General features: G+C 71.0%; 17 protein-coding genes. 7 read left to right on the forward strand and 10 right to left on the reverse strand.

What is annotated here, in order from left to right; all coding sequences use genetic code 11:
- Positions 1-227: 227 nt before the first annotated feature.
- Together JUB13_RS28140 and JUB13_RS28145 are read left to right on the forward strand one after the other, a co-directional pair.
- On the forward strand, positions 228-887 hold the full coding sequence (locus JUB13_RS28140; RefSeq protein WP_207485323.1) for a response regulator transcription factor: 660 nt from the start codon (positions 228-230) through the stop codon (positions 885-887).
- 1 nt (position 888) lies between these two features.
- Positions 889-2268, forward strand: a complete 1380-nt coding sequence (locus tag JUB13_RS28145; RefSeq protein WP_207485325.1) for a sensor histidine kinase — start codon at positions 889-891, stop codon at positions 2266-2268.
- Between the two features lie 135 nt (positions 2269-2403).
- Here JUB13_RS28145 and JUB13_RS28150 read toward each other — a convergent pair whose 3' ends face one another.
- The 7 genes from JUB13_RS28150 to JUB13_RS28180 all read right to left on the reverse strand — a co-directional run bounded on the left by JUB13_RS28150 (position 2404) and on the right by JUB13_RS28180 (position 8636).
- On the reverse strand, positions 2404-3303 hold the full coding sequence (locus JUB13_RS28150; RefSeq protein WP_207485327.1) for a ParB/RepB/Spo0J family partition protein: 900 nt from the start codon (positions 3301-3303) through the stop codon (positions 2404-2406).
- A complete protein-coding gene (locus JUB13_RS28155; protein WP_207485329.1) occupies positions 3303-4088 on the reverse strand; it encodes a ParA family protein in 786 nt (261 codons plus the stop codon). The genes JUB13_RS28150 and JUB13_RS28155 overlap by 1 nt, the downstream gene beginning before the upstream one ends.
- A gap of 30 nt (positions 4089-4118) precedes the next feature.
- Complete coding sequence (rsmG, locus tag JUB13_RS28160) at positions 4119-4739, reverse strand: 16S rRNA (guanine(527)-N(7))-methyltransferase RsmG (RefSeq protein WP_407928185.1); 621 nt, start codon at positions 4737-4739, stop codon at positions 4119-4121.
- Positions 4729-6597, reverse strand: coding sequence for a tRNA uridine-5-carboxymethylaminomethyl(34) synthesis enzyme MnmG (mnmG, locus tag JUB13_RS28165; RefSeq protein ID WP_207485331.1), 1869 nt, complete (start codon positions 6595-6597; stop codon positions 4729-4731). The genes rsmG and mnmG overlap by 11 nt, the downstream gene beginning before the upstream one ends.
- 116 nt (positions 6598-6713) lie before the next feature.
- Positions 6714-8033 carry a tRNA uridine-5-carboxymethylaminomethyl(34) synthesis GTPase MnmE gene (gene mnmE, locus JUB13_RS28170; RefSeq protein WP_207485333.1) on the reverse strand — a complete coding sequence of 440 codons (1320 nt, stop codon included), beginning with the start codon at positions 8031-8033 and terminating at the stop codon, positions 6714-6716.
- Entirely contained in the window at positions 8030-8389 is a 360-nt protein-coding gene (locus JUB13_RS28175) for a (2Fe-2S) ferredoxin domain-containing protein (protein WP_207485335.1), read from the reverse strand. Before JUB13_RS28175 ends, mnmE begins: the two co-directional genes overlap by 4 nt.
- Positions 8376-8636 (reverse strand): DUF6489 family protein, encoded by a 261-nt coding sequence (locus tag JUB13_RS28180; protein WP_207485337.1) that lies wholly within the window; start codon positions 8634-8636, stop codon positions 8376-8378. The genes JUB13_RS28175 and JUB13_RS28180 overlap by 14 nt, the downstream gene beginning before the upstream one ends.
- Before the next feature lie 109 nt (positions 8637-8745).
- Between JUB13_RS28180 and JUB13_RS28185 the strand changes: the two genes are divergently transcribed.
- The 5 genes from JUB13_RS28185 to JUB13_RS28205 all read left to right on the forward strand — a co-directional run bounded on the left by JUB13_RS28185 (position 8746) and on the right by JUB13_RS28205 (position 13489).
- Positions 8746-10812: a thioredoxin domain-containing protein gene (locus JUB13_RS28185; protein ID WP_207485339.1), complete on the forward strand. Its 2067-nt coding sequence runs from the start codon at positions 8746-8748 to the stop codon at positions 10810-10812.
- 26 nt (positions 10813-10838) lie between these two features.
- The gene (locus JUB13_RS28190) at positions 10839-11294 is read left to right on the forward strand and encodes a methylated-DNA--[protein]-cysteine S-methyltransferase (RefSeq protein WP_207485341.1); all 456 of its coding nucleotides are present in this window, start codon (positions 10839-10841) and stop codon (positions 11292-11294) included.
- 24 nt (positions 11295-11318) lie between these two features.
- Complete coding sequence (locus JUB13_RS28195; RefSeq protein WP_207485343.1) at positions 11319-12293, forward strand: quinone oxidoreductase family protein; 975 nt, start codon at positions 11319-11321, stop codon at positions 12291-12293.
- A gap of 115 nt (positions 12294-12408) precedes the next feature.
- Complete coding sequence (locus JUB13_RS28200) at positions 12409-12858, forward strand: Lrp/AsnC family transcriptional regulator (RefSeq protein ID WP_207485345.1); 450 nt, start codon at positions 12409-12411, stop codon at positions 12856-12858.
- A 4-nt stretch (positions 12859-12862) separates the two neighbouring features.
- The gene (locus JUB13_RS28205; protein WP_207485347.1) at positions 12863-13489 is read left to right on the forward strand and encodes a LysE/ArgO family amino acid transporter; all 627 of its coding nucleotides are present in this window, start codon (positions 12863-12865) and stop codon (positions 13487-13489) included.
- 113 nt (positions 13490-13602) lie between these two features.
- Here the strand turns inward: JUB13_RS28205 and JUB13_RS32160 are convergent, their stop codons facing one another.
- Genes JUB13_RS32160 through JUB13_RS28220 form a run of 3 tightly spaced genes read right to left on the reverse strand, consistent with a single transcriptional unit; the run spans position 13603 to position 15598 of the window.
- Complete coding sequence (locus JUB13_RS32160; RefSeq protein WP_207485349.1) at positions 13603-14322, reverse strand: glyoxalase superfamily protein; 720 nt, start codon at positions 14320-14322, stop codon at positions 13603-13605.
- Positions 14319-14885: a Smr/MutS family protein gene (locus JUB13_RS28215; protein WP_207485351.1), complete on the reverse strand. Its 567-nt coding sequence runs from the start codon at positions 14883-14885 to the stop codon at positions 14319-14321. The genes JUB13_RS32160 and JUB13_RS28215 overlap by 4 nt, the downstream gene beginning before the upstream one ends.
- A 35-nt stretch (positions 14886-14920) precedes the next feature.
- On the reverse strand, positions 14921-15598 hold the full coding sequence (locus JUB13_RS28220; protein ID WP_207485353.1) for a LutC/YkgG family protein: 678 nt from the start codon (positions 15596-15598) through the stop codon (positions 14921-14923).
- Positions 15599-15600: the final 2 nt, after the last annotated feature.

Here is a 15600-nt window from a genome sequence, read left to right on the forward strand (position 1 = left end):
CTGCCCGCCACCATCTGGACGGCCGCGGCCGCGCAGAGGGCCGCCGCCAGGAGCGGCCCTCGGCCTAAGGATGTGCTTGTCACGTTGATTGCGCCTTATGCTTGGGTCGGGAATGGCGCGGACCCTGCCATCCGTGCCTGAACCGGACCTGAACGCGGCCGCACGGCAACTCAGCTTCGCTTCAGGTTCCCATGAGACCTTGTCGCCGTGCTGACAGGGAGTGAGACATGCGAATCCTGCTCGTCGAGGACGACCCGCTGATCGGCGACGCCATTCGCGCCCGCCTGACCCGGTCCGGCATGACCGTCGACTGGCTCCCGGACGGCGCGAGCCTCGAAGGAATCACGGAGCTGGATGCCTTCGACCTGATGGTCCTGGACCTGGGCCTGCCGGACCGCGATGGCCTCGAGATCCTGCGGGAGCAGCGGGCGGGCGGCCACAGCCTGCCGATCCTGATCCTCAGCGCACGCTACGAGATGGATACCCGGGTCCGCGGCCTCGACCTCGGCGCCGACGACTACCTGGTCAAGCCCTTCGCCATGGAGGAGCTGATGGCCCGCTGCCGCGCGCTCGCCCGGCGCCGCGGCGACCGCCGGCCGGATCTGCTGCAGTACAGGGACCTGCGGATCGATCCCGGGTCCTTCACCGTGCGGCGCGGCGGCGAGAGCATCACGCTGACGCCGAAGGTCTTCGCGCTGCTGCGCCTGCTCGTCGAGAACCAGGGCCGGGTCCTGACCCGGCATGCCCTCGAGGACCACCTCTATGGCTGGGGCGGGGAGGCCGAGAGCAACACGCTGGAGGTGTTCGTCTCGCAGATCCGCCGCAAGCTCGGCCCCGACCTGATCCAGACGATCCGCGGGGTCGGCTACATGCTGCCGAGGGAATAGCATGCCGTCGATCCGCACGCGCCTGCAGCGCAGGCTGGCCTGGCTCATCGCGGCTGTCTGGATCCCGGCATCCGCCCTGATCTGGGTCGCGGTCGCCGTGGAGTACAACGAGTCATTCCACAGCCGAACCGCCCACACGGCGCAGGTGATGCTGGCCTTCGCCTCGGCACAGCCGGCTTCGCCGACGGTGCTGCCGGTCTTCGAGCAGCAGCGAAGCTCTGCCTTCGACCTCAACGACTACCTGGTCGTGATCAGCCGGGACGGGCAGCTGCTCTATGCCTCGGAGGCTCTGTCGCCGGGTCAGCTGCTGGCCCTGCCCAGGAAGGGCAAGGCCCACATCGATGACACTGCGTGGATCGTCGACACCTTCGAGGACGAGCGGACCGGCACGCAGGTCGTGATCGGCTTCGACGCTTACGAGGACCTGTTCTCCTCGGCGCAGGTCGCCGGCCTGGTGGCGACCTATGTCCTGTGCACGACGGCACTGGTGGCCATCGCCCTGGCCGTGGGCATCCGCTCCGGCCTGACGCCGCTCGGTGCCTTCGCCGGGCAGGTCCGAGACCGCAGCGAGGACAACCTCGCGCCGCTGGACGAGGCGGAGGTGCCGAGCGAGCTGCGTGGGGTCGCTCACGCGCTGAACGGCCTGATGGCACGGCTGCAACTGGTGCTGGAACGCGAGCGCGACTTCGTCTCGAACGCGGCGCACGAGCTGCGCACGCCGCTGACCGCGATCCGGGCACAGGTGGAAACCCTCGAAGGCGAGCTGCCCGCGAGCATCCGGCCGCGCTTCGCCAAGATCCTGGAGGCCACCGACCGGGCCGGCCGGATGGTCGCGCAGCTGCTCGACGTCGCCCGGTCGCAGTCCCTGGATCTGACGCGGAGCCCCGGGAGCCGGTTCGACCTTGTCCAGCTCGTGCAGTCCGGCGTGGCCGAGCTGGTGCCCTCGGCCAACGAGCGCAATGTGGAGATCACGCTGGAGGCGCCGCGCTCGGCCGCGGTCACGGCTCATCCGGAACTGCTGGCGATCGTGCTGCGCAACCTCGTCGAGAACGCCGTGAAGTATGCTGCCTCGCCGGGTCGGGTCACCGTGGCGGTCGCGGGCGACCGGCGAGGCGCAATGGACCTGCTGGTGGAGGACGACGGACCCGGGTTGTCGGCGGACGCGTTCGAGCGCGCCTTCGAACGCTTCCAGCGGCTCGGGCGCTCCGGCGGCGACGGGGTCGGCCTCGGCCTCTCGATCGTCGCCGAGCTGTGCCGGCGCATGGGTGTCTCCATGGAGCGACTGGAGCCGGGCGTGCTCGGCGGGCTGCGCGTCCGCCTGCGGTTGCCTTGCGCGCCGGCGCCGGAGCTGCCCGACCACCGGACGTCCTTCTACGGCTGAGGGCCCCGGGCTCGGGCACCCCGAACCGACCCTTCAGGTCCCGCTGTCTGAATGGGACCTGCAGCCGGGCCTCGGCCTACAGGATGGGGATCGACGGCCCGCCGTCGGATCCGTGGTCATGGATCCAGCGGGCCCTCAGGCACCACCGGAGAGCCGCCGGATCACCTCGTCGAGCTGGTCGAGGTTCTGGTATTGGATGGTCACGGTGCCGCCGGGCCCCTGGGGCCCGATGGTGACCTTGAGCCCGAGCCGTTCCGTCAGTTCGCGCTCCAGGGCCAGGGTATCGGGGTCCTTCGCCTGGGCCGCCGCGCGGGCGACCGCCCGCCCGGCGGCGGAGACGGGGTCGGCCTTGGTGGCCTGGGCCTCGCGGGCGAGCTGTTCGACCTGGCGAACGTTCAGCCCCTTCTCGACGACCTGGCGCGCCACCGCCACCGGCTCCGGCACGCCGAGCAGCGCGCGGGCGTGGCCGGCGGTCAGCCGCCCGTCGCCGACCATCTCCTTGATGGGGTCGGGCAGGGACAGCAGGCGCAGCATGTTCGCGATGTGGCTGCGGCTCTTGCCCAGGGCCTTGGCCAGGTTCTCCTGCGTATGCGCGAACTCGTCCATCAGGCGGCGGTAGCCCTCGGCCTCCTCGAGCGGCGTCAGGTCCTGGCGCTGGATGTTCTCGATCAGCGCGATCTCGAGCGCCTCGCGGTCGCTCAGCTCGCGCAGGACCACGGGAACCTCGTGGAGCCCTGCGATCTGCGCGGCGCGCCAGCGGCGCTCGCCCGCGATCAGCTCGTACTCGCTCGGCGATTCCGGATGCCGGCGCACCAGGAGCGGCTGCAGGATCCCGCGCTCGCGCACGGATTCCACCAGCGCCTGGATCGCCTCCTGGTCGAAGCGCTTGCGCGGCTGGAAGCGGCCGGGGTGAACGAACTCTATCGGCACTGTCCGCGGCGGACGCCCTGCCGACTCGACCACATCCTCGGCGGCTTCCCCGAACAGGGCGGAAAGGCCCCGGCCGAGGCTCGGGCGACGCTTGTTCTCTTCCATCAGGCGATCAGCCTTCTCTTCTCGCGCTTGAGGACCTCGCCGGCCAGGTGGACGTAGGCCTGGGCGCCTGGGCAGCGGAGGTCGTAGATCAGAACCGGCTTGCCGTGGGACGGCGCCTCGGAAACCTTCACGTTCCGCGGGATCACGGTCTCGTAGACCTTGTCCCCGAAGAAGCCGCGCACATCGGCCGCGACCATTTCCGAGAGGTTGTTGCGCTTGTCGAACATCGTCAGCACGACGCCATGGATGTCGAGGCCGGGATTGAAGGCCCGCTTCACCCGCTCGATGGTGCGGATCAGGTGTGACAGGCCCTCGAGGGCGTAGAATTCGCACTGGAGCGGGACCATCACCGCATCCGAGGCGACCAGAGCGTTCAGCGTCAGCAGGCCGAGCGCGGGCGGGCAGTCGATCAGGACATAGTCGAAGGCCAGCGCGCTGTTGGCGAGCGCCTGTCGCAGGCGGTACTCACGGCGCTCCGAGCTCACCAGCTCGATCTCGGCTCCCGAAAGGTCGACCGAGGCCGTCACGATCGACAGGTTGGGCACGGTGGTCGCCGTCGCAGCCTGCTCGATGGTGATCTCGTCGAACAGGAGCTGGTAAGTGCCGTACTCGCGCGCCTGACGGTCGATGCCCAGGCCGGTCGAGGCGTTGCCCTGCGGATCCATGTCGATCAGCAGCACACGCTTGCCCACCGCGGCAAGGGCAGTCGCAAGGTTCACGGCGGTGGTGGTCTTGCCGACGCCGCCCTTCTGGTTCGCTATGGAGATGATGCGGGCGCGTGTCATGGGGCCTCGGAAGGCGGCTGCGTCAGGTGTTCAGGCACGAACGATCCCGGACAGGCGCAGAACACTCGCCCTGGGATCCGATAGGCTTGCCAGCCTCTCGACCTGCATTTTCCAAGCTTTGGTGGCTTCGGTCAATTCGGCATCCACATTTTGTCCCTTAGGGAACAGACAAAGTGTTCGGGGGCCGACGAACCGTTCGGCCAGGGGAAGCAGCTCGACCAGAGGGGCGAGCGCTCGTGCCGTAACGATGTCGACCTCGAACGGCGCGACCTCCTCGATCCGTCTCGCATGCACGGTGACGCTCGTGCCGGTCGCGCGCGCCGCCTCGCGCAGGAAGGCGGCCTTGCGGGTGTCGCTCTCGATCAAGTGAACCTCGGCAATCCCGAGGATCGCCAGCACGAGGCCGGGAAAGCCGGCCCCGCTGCCGAGATCCACGAGCACCCGCGCCTCGGCCGGGATCAGCGCCCGGAGCTGGGCGGAATCGAGGAAATGCCGCGTCCAGACCTCCTCCAGGGTGCGCGGTCCCACGAGGTTGATGGACTTCTGCCACTTCGCGAGCACGGCGGCATAGGCTGCCAGGCGATCGCATGTTTCACGTGAAACGTCGGGCAGGGCGCGCCGCAGCAGCGCGGCGCCGGTCTCAGGCGCCAAGACGCTCACCCCGGCGTTTCACGTGGCGGAGCAGGGCTGTCAGCGCCGCCGGCGTGACGCCCGGGATTCGGGCCGCCGCTCCCAGCGTCGCCGGCCGGGCTTGGTTCAGCTTCTGCCGGATCTCGGCAGACAGGCTGCCGATCCCGTCGAAATCCAGATCGTCCGGCAGGGCCAGAGCCTCGTCCCGGCGGAAGGCCCGGATGTCCGCCTCCTGCCGGTCCACATAGCCGGCATAGCGCCCATCGATCTCGAGCTGCTCGGCGACATCGGGTCGCAGGGACTCGAGTTCGGGCCAGACCCGCGCCAGACGCGCCAGGTCGATGTCGGGATAGCGCAGCAGGTCGGCGACGCTGCGCCGGACGCCGTCCTGGTTCACAGAGAGGCCATGGCGCTGCAGCTCGTTGGGCGTCGCCTGGAGCGAGGCCGCAAGGCGGCGCGCCTCCGCCAGCCCTGCGGCCTTGTTCCCGAAGGCGGCGGCGCGCGCGCTGCCGACGCAGCCGACGGCGAGGCCCCGCGGCGTCAGGCGCTGGTCGGCATTGTCGGCCCGCAGCAGCAGCCGGTACTCCGCCCGGGAGGTGAACATCCGGTAGGGCTCGTTGGTCCCACGGGTCACCAGGTCGTCGACCAGCACGCCGATATAGGCCTCGGCCCGGTCGAGGACGAAGCCTTCGCGCCCGCCGCCGGCGGAGAGCGCGGCGTTGATCCCCGCCATCAGCCCCTGGGCCGCGGCCTCCTCGTATCCCGTGGTGCCGTTGATCTGCCCCGCCAGGAAGAGGCCTGGCGCCCGGCGCGTCTCCAGCGTCGGACGCAGCTCCCGAGGGTCGACGAAGTCGTACTCGATGGCATAGCCCGGCCGGACCATGACGGCACGCTCGAGCCCGGGGATCGTCTTCAGCAGCTCCGCCTGGACGTCGCGGGGTAGGGAGGTCGAGATGCCGTTGGGATAGACCGTGTCGTCGTCCAGCCCCTCGGGCTCCAGGAAGATCTGATGGCGCTCCTTGTCCGAGAAACGAACCACCTTGTCCTCGATGGAGGGGCAGTAGCGCGGGCCAATGCTCTCGATCTGGCCGCTGTACATCGGGGCGCGATGCAAGTTGGCGCGGATCAGCGAATGGGCCTCGGCGCTCGTCCAGGTGACGGCGCAGGCGACCTGGGGCGTCGTGATGCGCTCGGTCAGGGTCGAGAAGGGCGGGGGCGGCTCGTCGCCGGGCTGAGACTCCAGCCCGGCCCAATCGATGGTCCGCCCATCGATGCGCGGCGGCGTCCCGGTCTTCAGCCGGCCCAGCGGGAAGCCGAGGCGCGCCAGCGCAGCGGACAGGCCCAGCGCGGGCGCCTCGCCCACGCGGCCGGCCGGGGCCCGCTCCTCCCCGATATGGATCAGACCGCGCAGGAAGGTGCCGGTGGTCAGCACCACGGCACCGGCGGAATAGAGTGTGCCCGATGCGCCGCGAACGCCGGTCACGCGCCCGTCGGCATCCGTGACCAGGTCCTCGCAGGCATCGGCCAGCAACGTCAGATCGGGCTGCTCGGCCAGCGCCGATTGCATGGCCTGGCGGTAGAGCTTGCGGTCCGCCTGCGCGCGCGGCCCCCGCACGGCAGGACCCTTGCTGCGGTTCAGGATGCGGAACTGGATGCCGGCCCGGTCGATCACGCGGGCCATCAGCCCATCCAGCGCGTCGATCTCGCGCACCAGATGCCCCTTGCCCAGGCCCCCGATTGCGGGGTTGCAGGACATCTCGCCGATGGTCTCGATCCGGTGGGTCAGCAGCAGCGTCCGCGCACCCAGCCGCGCCGAGGCGGCCGCAGCCTCGCACCCGGCGTGACCGCCGCCCACCACGATGACGTCGAAGCTCTGCATGGCGGCGAATGTAGGGGGTCGGCCCATCCCCGTCAAAGCTGCGTGCGGCGTTTCACGTGAAACAACGGAAGGCCCGGCCGCACTGAGCCGCCGAGGCGGTCCAACCGGACCACTCCTCACTTCCCGATGCAGAAGTCCCGGAAGATCACGTCCAGCAGATCCTCGACATCGACCCGGCCCGTGATCCGGCCCAGCGCCCGAACGGCCAGGCGCACGTCCTCCGCGGCCAGCTCGGGCAGCGGCGCCTCGAGCGCGCCTGCAAGCGCGCGGCGGCAGTCCTCCAGCGCGGCCCTGTGCCGCGCCCGCGTCAGCGCCGGCGCCTGGCCGACGCCGAAGCGCTCGGCCACCAGCGCTTCCAGGCGGCCCATCACCGCGGCCACGCCCGCCCCGGTCTTGGCCGACAGGGCCATCATCCCGTTCGGCACCACCGCCCCGGGATGCGCATCGATCTTGTTCACGACGGCGAGGGTCGACCCGCCCAGCAGCGCCGCCGTGCGCGCGTCCAGCGCGGGCAGGGCGGCCGCGTCGAAGACGGCGATGCGCAGGTCCGCGGCCTCGGCGCGCGCCAGCGCGCGCCGGATGCCCTCGGTCTCGACGGCATCCGTCGCCTCGCGGAGGCCGGCGGTGTCGGCCAGCACGACGGGATAGCCGCCGAGGTCAAGGTGCACCTCGATCACGTCGCGCGTCGTGCCGGCGGTCTCGGACACGATCGCCGCGTCGCGCCGGGCCAGCGCGTTCAGCAGGCTCGACTTCCCGGCATTGGGCGCACCCAGGATCGCGACGGAGATCCCGTCCCGCAACCGCTCGCCGCGATGCCCGTCGTCCAGGTGATCCGCGATCTCGCCGGCCAGCGCCTCCAGCACCGGCCGCACGGCTGCGCCGACGCCGCCGGGCAGATCCTCGTCCGGAAAATCGATCTCGGCCTCGAGATGGGCGAGCGCCCGCATCAGCCGCCCGCGCCAGTCCTCGTAGAGCCGGCCCAGCGCGCCGTCCATCTGCCGCAGCGCCTGCCGGCGCTGGGCCGATGTCTCGGCATCCACGAGATCCGCAATCGCCTCGGCCTCGGTCAGGTCGAGCCGCCCGTTCTCGAAGGCACGCCGGCTGAACTCGCCGGGTTCCGCAGGCCGGAGCCCTGGTCGGGCCGCCAGCGCCTCGGCCAGCGCGGCGACGACGGCCCGGCCACCATGGACCTGGATCTCGGCCACGTCCTCGCCGGTGAAGCTCGCCGGGCCGGGGAACCACAGGACGATGCCCGTATCGATGGGGTCCCCAGTCCCGGGGTCGCGCAGCCGCGCCAGGCTCGCACGCCTGGCGGGGGGCAGGGAGCGGCCCGTCAGGGCGGACAGCGCACCGCCGGCCGCGGGGCCGGAGACGCGCATCACGGCCACGCCGCCCCGGCCCGGCGCCGAGGCCAGCGCGAAGACCGTATCGGTCACGCCGCGGGCTCGACCTGGTCCGGACGCAGCATCAGCCGCTCCACCCGACCGCCCCCTGCGAGATGGGTCAGCAGGATCTCGTCCACGTCTTCCTCGGACCGGTAGGTGTACCAGACACCCTCGGGATAGATCACCATGATCGGGCCGAGCTCGCAGCGATCCAGGCAGCCCGCGGAGTTCACCCGCATCCGCCCGCGGATCCGCCCCTCGAGGCCGAGCTCCTTGGCCCGCGCTTTCATGTAATCGCGCAGCCGCTCGGACCCCCGGGCGGCGCAGGACCCCCGCGGATGACCGGCCGGGCGCTGGTTCGTGCAGCAGAAGACGTGGGCGTCGAAATAGGGCTCAGGATCGCTCACTTCCACCAGTCCTTCCCATGGCCGCGGTCATCTGCGACCAGAAGGCCTTCTGAATCTGCTCGATACCCTGGATGCTCGCGGGCAGCCAGGTCTTCAGCATGGTTTCGGGATCCATCGCCTGCAGGTTGGCGCTCAACCGCTCCTGAAGCTGTTGCATCAGGGCGTCCTGCATAGGGCGCACATCGGGGAGCCCCAGGAACTGGCGCGCCTCCTCCGGCGTGCAATCGACGTCGACCGTGATTTTCATCGCCTGACCCTCGGCGCATTCGGGTTGAGCCCGCGCAGGGGCGGGGCCCATCATATAGGTGCCGGTCGTCCCGCGCAAAGCGGCCCGGCCGCGGGAAGGAGCGCTCGCCATGACCTCCGCAGAACAGACCGCCCCGCAGCAATCCGCGAACCTGCTCGGCGCCGAGACCAGCCCCTATCTCCTCCAGCACCGGGACAACCCCGTGCACTGGATGCCGTGGGGCGAGGCCGCGCTGGCGCGCGCCCAGGCCGAGGACAGGCCAATCCTGCTTTCCGTGGGCTATGCGGCCTGCCACTGGTGCCACGTGATGGCCCATGAGAGCTTCGAAGATCCCGAGACGGCGGAGGTGATGAACGCGCTGTTCGTCCCCGTGAAGGTCGACCGCGAGGAGCGGCCCGACATCGACCAGATCTACCAGTCCGCCCTGGCCATGCTCGGCCAGCCCGGCGGCTGGCCGCTGACCATGTTCCTGACGCCGAAGGGCGAGCCCTTCTGGGGCGGGACCTACTTCCCGCCCGAGACACGCTGGGGCCGTCCAGGCTTCCGCGACGTGCTACGCGGCGTGGCCGAGGCCTATCGAGCGGATCCCGCCAAGGTCACCCAGAACGTGACCGCCCTGCGCGAGGCGCTCGAGCGCCTGTCGCGGAGCCAGGCCGGCGGCCCGATCGACCCCGCGATCCTGGATCAGGTCGCCGAGCGCCTGGTCGTCGAGATCGATCCCGTCCATGGCGGGATCGGCTCCGCCCCGAAATTCCCGCAGACCTCGATCCTCGGGCTGCTCTGGCGCGCCTGGAAGCGCACCGAGCGCATCGAGTTCCGCATGGCCGTTGAGACCACGCTGCGCCACATGGCCCAGGGCGGCATCTACGATCATCTCGGTGGCGGCTTCGCGCGCTATTCGACGGACGAGCGCTGGCTCGTGCCGCACTTCGAGAAGATGCTCTACGACAACGCGCTGCTGATCCAGCTGATGACGCTGGTTTGGCAGGACACACGGGATCCCGTGCTCGCGGCCCGGGTCCGCGAGACCGTGGCCTGGAGCCTGCGCGAGATGACGGCGGGCGAGGGTGGCGGCTTCGCGAGCACGCTGGACGCCGACAGCGAGGGCGAGGAGGGGCGCTTCTACGTCTGGACCGAGGCGGAGATCGACGCCGTGCTCGGCCCCGACGCCACCGCCTTCAAGCAGGCCTATGACGTCACGCCGCAGGGCAACTGGGCCGAGGGCAACCGGGAAGGCGCCACCATCCTGAACCGCCTCGGCCGCATGGAGCTCGGCACCGGCGAGGAGGAGGCGCGTCTGGCCGAGGCGCGCGAGCGGCTGCTGGCCGCGCGGTCGCGCCGGGTGCGGCCCGGCTGGGACGACAAGGTTCTCGCCGACTGGAATGGCCTGATGATCACGGCCCTGGCCGAGGCCGGCTTCGCCTTCTCCGAGGCGGAGTGGATCGCCGCCGCCGAGCGCGCCTTCGCCTTCGTCTCGGGCACCATGGCCGAGGACGGCCGGCTGCGCCACAGCTGGCGGAACGGGATCGCGAAGCCGCTGGGCACGCTGGACGACCTCGCCGCCATGGCACGCGCGGGCCTGGCCCTCTTCGAGGTGACCGGCCGGCAGGCCCATCTCGACCAGGCCGCCGCCTGGGTCGGAATCCTGGACCAGCACCACTGGGACACGGCATTGGGCGGCTACTTCCTGACCGCCGATGACGGCGAAAGGCTGATCGTGCGCACCAAGAGCGCGGCAGATAGCGCCACGCCCTCCGGCAACGGCGTCATGGTCGAGGTGCTGGCCCGGCTTTGGTGCCTTACCGGAGAGCCGCGCTACCGCGAGCGCGCCGAGGCGCTAGTCGCCGCATTCTCCGGCGAGCTTGCACGCAACTTCTTCCCGCTGGCGACGCTGATGAACGGGGCCGAGCTGCTGGGCTCCGCCCGGCAGATCGTGATCGTGGGGGAGCCCGGCTCACCCGACACCGCGGCGCTGCTCGACGCCGTGCGCACCACCTCCATGCCGGACCGGGTCCTGAGCGTGCTGGGTCCCGGCTCGGCCCTGCCGACGGGCCATCCCGCGCATGGGAAGGGCATGGTCGGGGGCAGGGCAGCGGCGTATCTTTGCGCCGAGATGGTCTGCCTCGCGCCCGTCACCGATGCGGCGGACCTGAAGGCGAACCTGACCGCACGCTGAGCCCCGCCACCCATCGCTCGACACGCATGGCCCGATTGCCAGTCCCCAGCCCGCTCGGCCCCCTGACGCTGACGGCCTCGTCCGGCGCGCTGACGGCCCTGGATTGGGGCGATCTCGGCGCCGAGGGGGATGACCCCGTGCTCATGAGGGCGGCGGCGCAGCTCGCCGACTACTTCGCCGAGCGGCGCCGCGCCTTCGACCTGCCCCTGCGGCCGGCAGGCACCGACTTCCAGCGGCGCGTCTGGGACGTCCTGGCTGGCATTCCTTGCGGGTGCGTCGCGACCTATGGCGAAGTTGCGCGCCGGGTGGGATCCTCCGCCCGTGCGGTCGGCGGCGCCTGCGGTGCCAATCCGCTGCCCATCGTGATCCCCTGCCACCGCGTGGTCGGGACCGGCGGGGCAGGCGGCTACTCGGGCCAGGGCGGCCTGTCGACCAAGGAATGGCTGATGCGCTTCGAGGCCGGGGTCCGGACCCTGCTGTAGCGCGCGACGAAAGGGAGGAAGAGCATGGTGCATGCGATCCGGATCCACCGGACCGGCGGTCCCGAGGTGCTGCAATGGGAGGAGGTCGAGGTCGGCGAGCCCGGGCCCGGGCAGGTCCGCCTGCGCCAGACGGCGATCGGCCTCAACTACATCGACGTCTACCACCGGACCGGCCTCTATCCCGTCGCAACGCCGGCGGTCCCCGGCATGGAAGGCGCAGGCGTGGTCGAGGCGGTCGGGAGCGGGGTGGAGGGGCTGTCCGTCGGCGACCGGGTCGCCTACGCGGCTCCGCCAATGGGGGCCTATGCCGAGGCACGCCTGATGCCGGCCGACCGGCTCGTGAGGATCCCGGACGGGATCGCGGACGCGCAGGCCGCCTCCATGATGCTTCAGGGCATGACGGCGCAGATCCTGCTGCGCGCGACCTATGCCGTGCAGCCCGGCGACACGATCCTGGTCCACGCCGCGGCCGGCGGCGTCGGCACCATCCTGACGCAATGGGCGCGGCGTCTCGGGGCCACCGTGATCGGCACCGTCGGCTCTGACGAGAAGGCCGAGCAGGCACGGGCCAATGGCTGCCACCACACCATCGTCTACACGCGCGAGGATTTCGTCGCCCGTGTGAAGGAGATCACCGGCGGCGCCGGCCTTCCCGTTGTCTACGACTCCGTCGGGCAGGCGACCTTCATGAAGAGCCTGGACTGCCTGCGCCCGCGCGGGCTGGCCGTCCTCTTCGGGCAAAGCTCCGGGGCAGTCGCACCCTTCGACCTCAACATCCTGGCCGCCAAGGGTTCGCTCTACGTCACCCGGCCCACGCTGTTCGTCTACATCGCCCAGCGCGAGAACCTCGTCCGCAGCGCGCAGGAGCTCTTCGACGTCGTCGGCAGCGGCGCCGTGAGGTTGGCGGTTAACCAGACTTTTGCCCTGAAGGACGCCGCCGCGGCCCACCGGGCGCTGGAGGCACGCAGCACCACGGGGTCGACGGTCCTGATCCCCTGAGCCGGGCGAGTCCGGAACGGCAGGACGGCGCCCCTGCGCCGTCCCAACCCGACGTTCTCCCCCGTTCACGTATTTTTTCTTCCATGCTCGCCACCATGCCGTTATTTTTGCGGCCATGGATGAAGCAGACAGGAAGATCATCGCCTTCGTTCAGGCGAACGGACGCGCTGGCTACGCCGAGATCGCGGCCGCGGCCGGATTGTCGGTCTCGGCGGCGAACGAACGTCTGCGCAAGCTGCAGGACCGCGGGGTGATCCAGGGCTGGGGCGCGCGTGTCTCGGCCCCGAGCCTCGGCCTCGGCGTGCTCGCCTTCGTGCATGTGCTGATCGACCGGCCCGAGCACAACGAGGCTTTCCTCGCGCGGGCCTGCGCCGTCCCCGAGGTGCTGGAGGTCCACCACGTCACCGGCGCGTGGTCCTACCTCCTCAAGATCCGCGCCCGCGGCATCCCGGACCTGGAGCGGCTCCTGTCGGAGGTGCTGAAGACGGTACCCGGCGTGCTGCGGACGGAAACCGTAATCGTGCTCTCCTCGCCCAAGGAAAGCGCGGTGCTGCCGGAGGAATGATCCCTTGGACGCCGTTTCCTTCCTGGCGAAGGGCCTGCTGCTGGGATTCTCGATCGCAGCCCCTGTCGGGCCGATCGGGCTTCTGTGCATCCGCCGCACGCTGTCCGGTGGCATGGTCCTGGGCTTCGCCAGCGGGCTTGGCGCCGCGGCCGCGGATGCCTTCTATGGTGCCGTCGCGGCCTTCGGCCTGACCGCCGTGTCTCAGGTCCTGATGGGCCAGCAGGTCGCCCTGCGGGTCGTGGGCGGGGCCGTGCTGCTCTGGCTCGCCATCGGCACCTTCCGAGCGAAGCCCGCCTCCGAGGCGGCGCCCGCCGGAAACGGGCGCGGCGTGCTGGCGGCCTTCCTGTCGACCGCGGCGCTGACGGTCGCGAACCCGGCCACGATCCTGAGCTTCGTCGCGGTGTTCGGTGCGCTGGGCGTCGGGATCGGAAGCGATGCGGGGGGAGCCAGCGCAATGGTCGCAGGCGTCTTCCTCGGCTCGGCCGCCTGGTGGCTGCTGCTGGCAGGGGGCGTCGCGCTGGCCCGGGACCGCATTGGTCCGGAAACGCTGCGCTGGATAAACCGCGGCTCGGGCCTGGTGCTCGGCGCCTTTGCGCTCTATGCCCTGGCTGGAGTGGTCGTCGGAGCCTGACCGACGGGCATCGGCAGGCGGCTCCGGGTTTACCGGGGTAGGGCGTTGTTTCACGTGAAACGCCTGTCTTCACCCGAAGGGCGAGGGCGGACCCCTGGGACGATCCGGCGGCGTCAGCGTCGCAGGCGCTCGAAGAAGGTCAGCAGGTTGCCGTCGGGATCGACGATCGCGAACTCCCGCACTCCCCAGGGCCGTTCTCCCAGGGAGGCGTCGGGATGCACGATCCCCGCGGCAGAACAGGCCGTGTGCAGGGAATCGATCGCTGCCGCCTCGATCCGGAAGCCCGTCGCGCGAGGGATCGCGGGGTCGTGGCAGCGCCACAGATGGAACTCGGCCGCACCACGGACCAGCGCCGCATAGTCTTCGGTCCTGAACAGGACGGTGAAGCCGAGCTGCTCCTGGTAGAATGCCAGGCTCCTGCCGAGATCCAGCGACGGCACCACCGGCACCGCCCGCCGGAACCGGACGGCCGCGCGCCGGGGCCCCTCCGCCAGCAGCGCCAGCATTTCGTCGACCGTGGCCGCATCCAGCCGGCGGATGCGCTCCGAGAGTTGGTTCGCGAGCTCCGTCGCGCGCGGGCTCAGGCCGGAGGTGTCTACGGTGACCCGCGGATGGCTGACCTGGGCCAGGCGCTCCAGCGCCTCGGCCTCGTCCCAGAACAGGCCGAAATAGGCGCAGATCTGTCGGACGAGCTGGGGTGAGGGCTGGCCCCGGCGCCCGTGCTCCAGGGCCGAGAGATAGGCCGAGGAGATCTCCAGCGCCTCGGCCATGTCCTTGAGGTTTAGCCCGCGCTGCGCCCTGAGCTCGCGGATCCGCGCGCCGAAGGGCGTCATGAAGGACTGCCCCTGCGCCGCTTCAGGAGAACGTAGAGCGCGCCTTCGCCGCCATGGCGCGGCTGCGCGTGCTTGACCGTCAGGACGAGCGGACGGAGCGGCGCCTCGTTCAACCAGCGGGGCACGGCGCTGCGTAGAATGCCGCCGCCGCGCTGCCCCTTTCCCGTGATCACGAGAACGGTCCGCCGCTGGTCGCTCCAGCACCGCAGCAGGAACCCGACCAGCGCCCCATGCGCCTCGTCCTGGCTCATGCCGTGCAGGTCGATTCGCGCGTCGATGTCGAGCCGGCCGCGTCTCAGCCGCTCGTCCGTGCGGCGGTCGATGCCGGCCGGCCGCTGCGGGTCCAGCTCTGGAAGGGCCGGAGGCGGAGCCGGCCGCGAGGCCACACTGGACAGAGGGCCGCCGGCCGGCTTCGCGCCGTCGGCGGGCGCCTGGCCCGCAGGCGGAGCAGGGGGCTCCGGCTCAGGGGGATGGGCCGCCCGTCCGGGCAGCGGCTCCGCATCGCGCATGGCGAGCCGCCAGAGACGGATCTCCTCGGCAGAGGGCAGTCGGCGTCGGGTCATGCTCGTCCTTGCGCGACTGCTCCGCCCGGCGGCCCTCAGGCGCCGGCCTGCTCCACCAGCAGGACGTGAAGGCGCCGGGGCCCGTGGGCACCGAGCTGGATCGTCTGCTCGATGTCGCCGGTTCGGGACGGTCCGGTGATGAAGTTCACGGTGCGCGGCACGGGGCCGCGCGCCCGCAGCACGTCCCAGGCGTCCTCGTAGGTGCCGACGATCCGGTCCGCGCGCAGCACGACAATGTGGGTGTCGGGCATCAGGTTCAAGGTCGTCGGATGCTCGGCGCCCGAGGTCATCACCAGCGTTCCGGTCTCGGCGACGCCCGCCGCGGCCCCGGTCAGGCTGGTGGGATCGCGGTCCTCGGCCCGACCAGTGGTGATGGTCAGGGTCGGCCGCCGTTCCCACGGGATCCCTTCCAGGTCGGGATCGGGGGCCATGCGCAGCTCGGCAGGCAGGTTCTGGCTCGCCAGGTAGTCCGCCACCGCGTCCGGCACCGCTTCGAGCCCTGGCAGGCGCTGCACCGTCGCCGCGACCTCGCCCAGCATGGAAACGAACAGCTCGACCTGCTCGGGGTGGGGCAGCTGGGCCCGCGCCGGGATCAGGTTCCTGGGATGCCGCTCGATGCGCTCGGCGCAGGCCTGGGCGTCGGACGGGGCAGGGGCGTCACGCCGGAGGGACCGGCGGATCCCGGCAAGGATCTGGTCGCGCGCGCTCGTCATGG

The organism is Arenibaculum pallidiluteum, assembly GCF_017355985.1.
GTDB lineage: Bacteria > Pseudomonadota > Alphaproteobacteria > Azospirillales > Azospirillaceae > Arenibaculum > Arenibaculum pallidiluteum.

Bases quoted from the DNA above. Each gene is read 5' to 3' on its own strand.
- JUB13_RS28140 (WP_207485323.1), top strand. From the start codon at position 228: ATGCGAATCCTGCTCGTCGAGGACGACCCGCTGATCGGCGACGCCATT.
- JUB13_RS28145 (WP_207485325.1), top strand. From the start codon at position 889: ATGCCGTCGATCCGCACGCGCCTGCAGCGCAGGCTGGCCTGGCTCATC.
- JUB13_RS28150 (WP_207485327.1), bottom strand. From the start codon at position 3,303: ATGGAAGAGAACAAGCGTCGCCCGAGCCTCGGCCGGGGCCTTTCCGCC.
- JUB13_RS28155 (WP_207485329.1), bottom strand. From the start codon at position 4,088: ATGACACGCGCCCGCATCATCTCCATAGCGAACCAGAAGGGCGGCGTC.
- mnmG (WP_207485331.1), bottom strand. From the start codon at position 6,597: ATGCAGAGCTTCGACGTCATCGTGGTGGGCGGCGGTCACGCCGGGTGC.
- JUB13_RS28180 (WP_207485337.1), bottom strand. From the start codon at position 8,636: ATGAAAATCACGGTCGACGTCGATTGCACGCCGGAGGAGGCGCGCCAG.
- JUB13_RS28185 (WP_207485339.1), top strand. From the start codon at position 8,746: ATGACCTCCGCAGAACAGACCGCCCCGCAGCAATCCGCGAACCTGCTC.
- JUB13_RS28190 (WP_207485341.1), top strand. From the start codon at position 10,839: ATGGCCCGATTGCCAGTCCCCAGCCCGCTCGGCCCCCTGACGCTGACG.
- JUB13_RS28195 (WP_207485343.1), top strand. From the start codon at position 11,319: ATGGTGCATGCGATCCGGATCCACCGGACCGGCGGTCCCGAGGTGCTG.
- JUB13_RS28200 (WP_207485345.1), top strand. From the start codon at position 12,409: ATGGATGAAGCAGACAGGAAGATCATCGCCTTCGTTCAGGCGAACGGA.
- JUB13_RS32160 (WP_207485349.1), bottom strand. From the start codon at position 14,322: ATGACGCCCTTCGGCGCGCGGATCCGCGAGCTCAGGGCGCAGCGCGGG.
- JUB13_RS28215 (WP_207485351.1), bottom strand. From the start codon at position 14,885: ATGACCCGACGCCGACTGCCCTCTGCCGAGGAGATCCGTCTCTGGCGG.
- JUB13_RS28220 (WP_207485353.1), bottom strand. From the start codon at position 15,598: ATGACGAGCGCGCGCGACCAGATCCTTGCCGGGATCCGCCGGTCCCTC.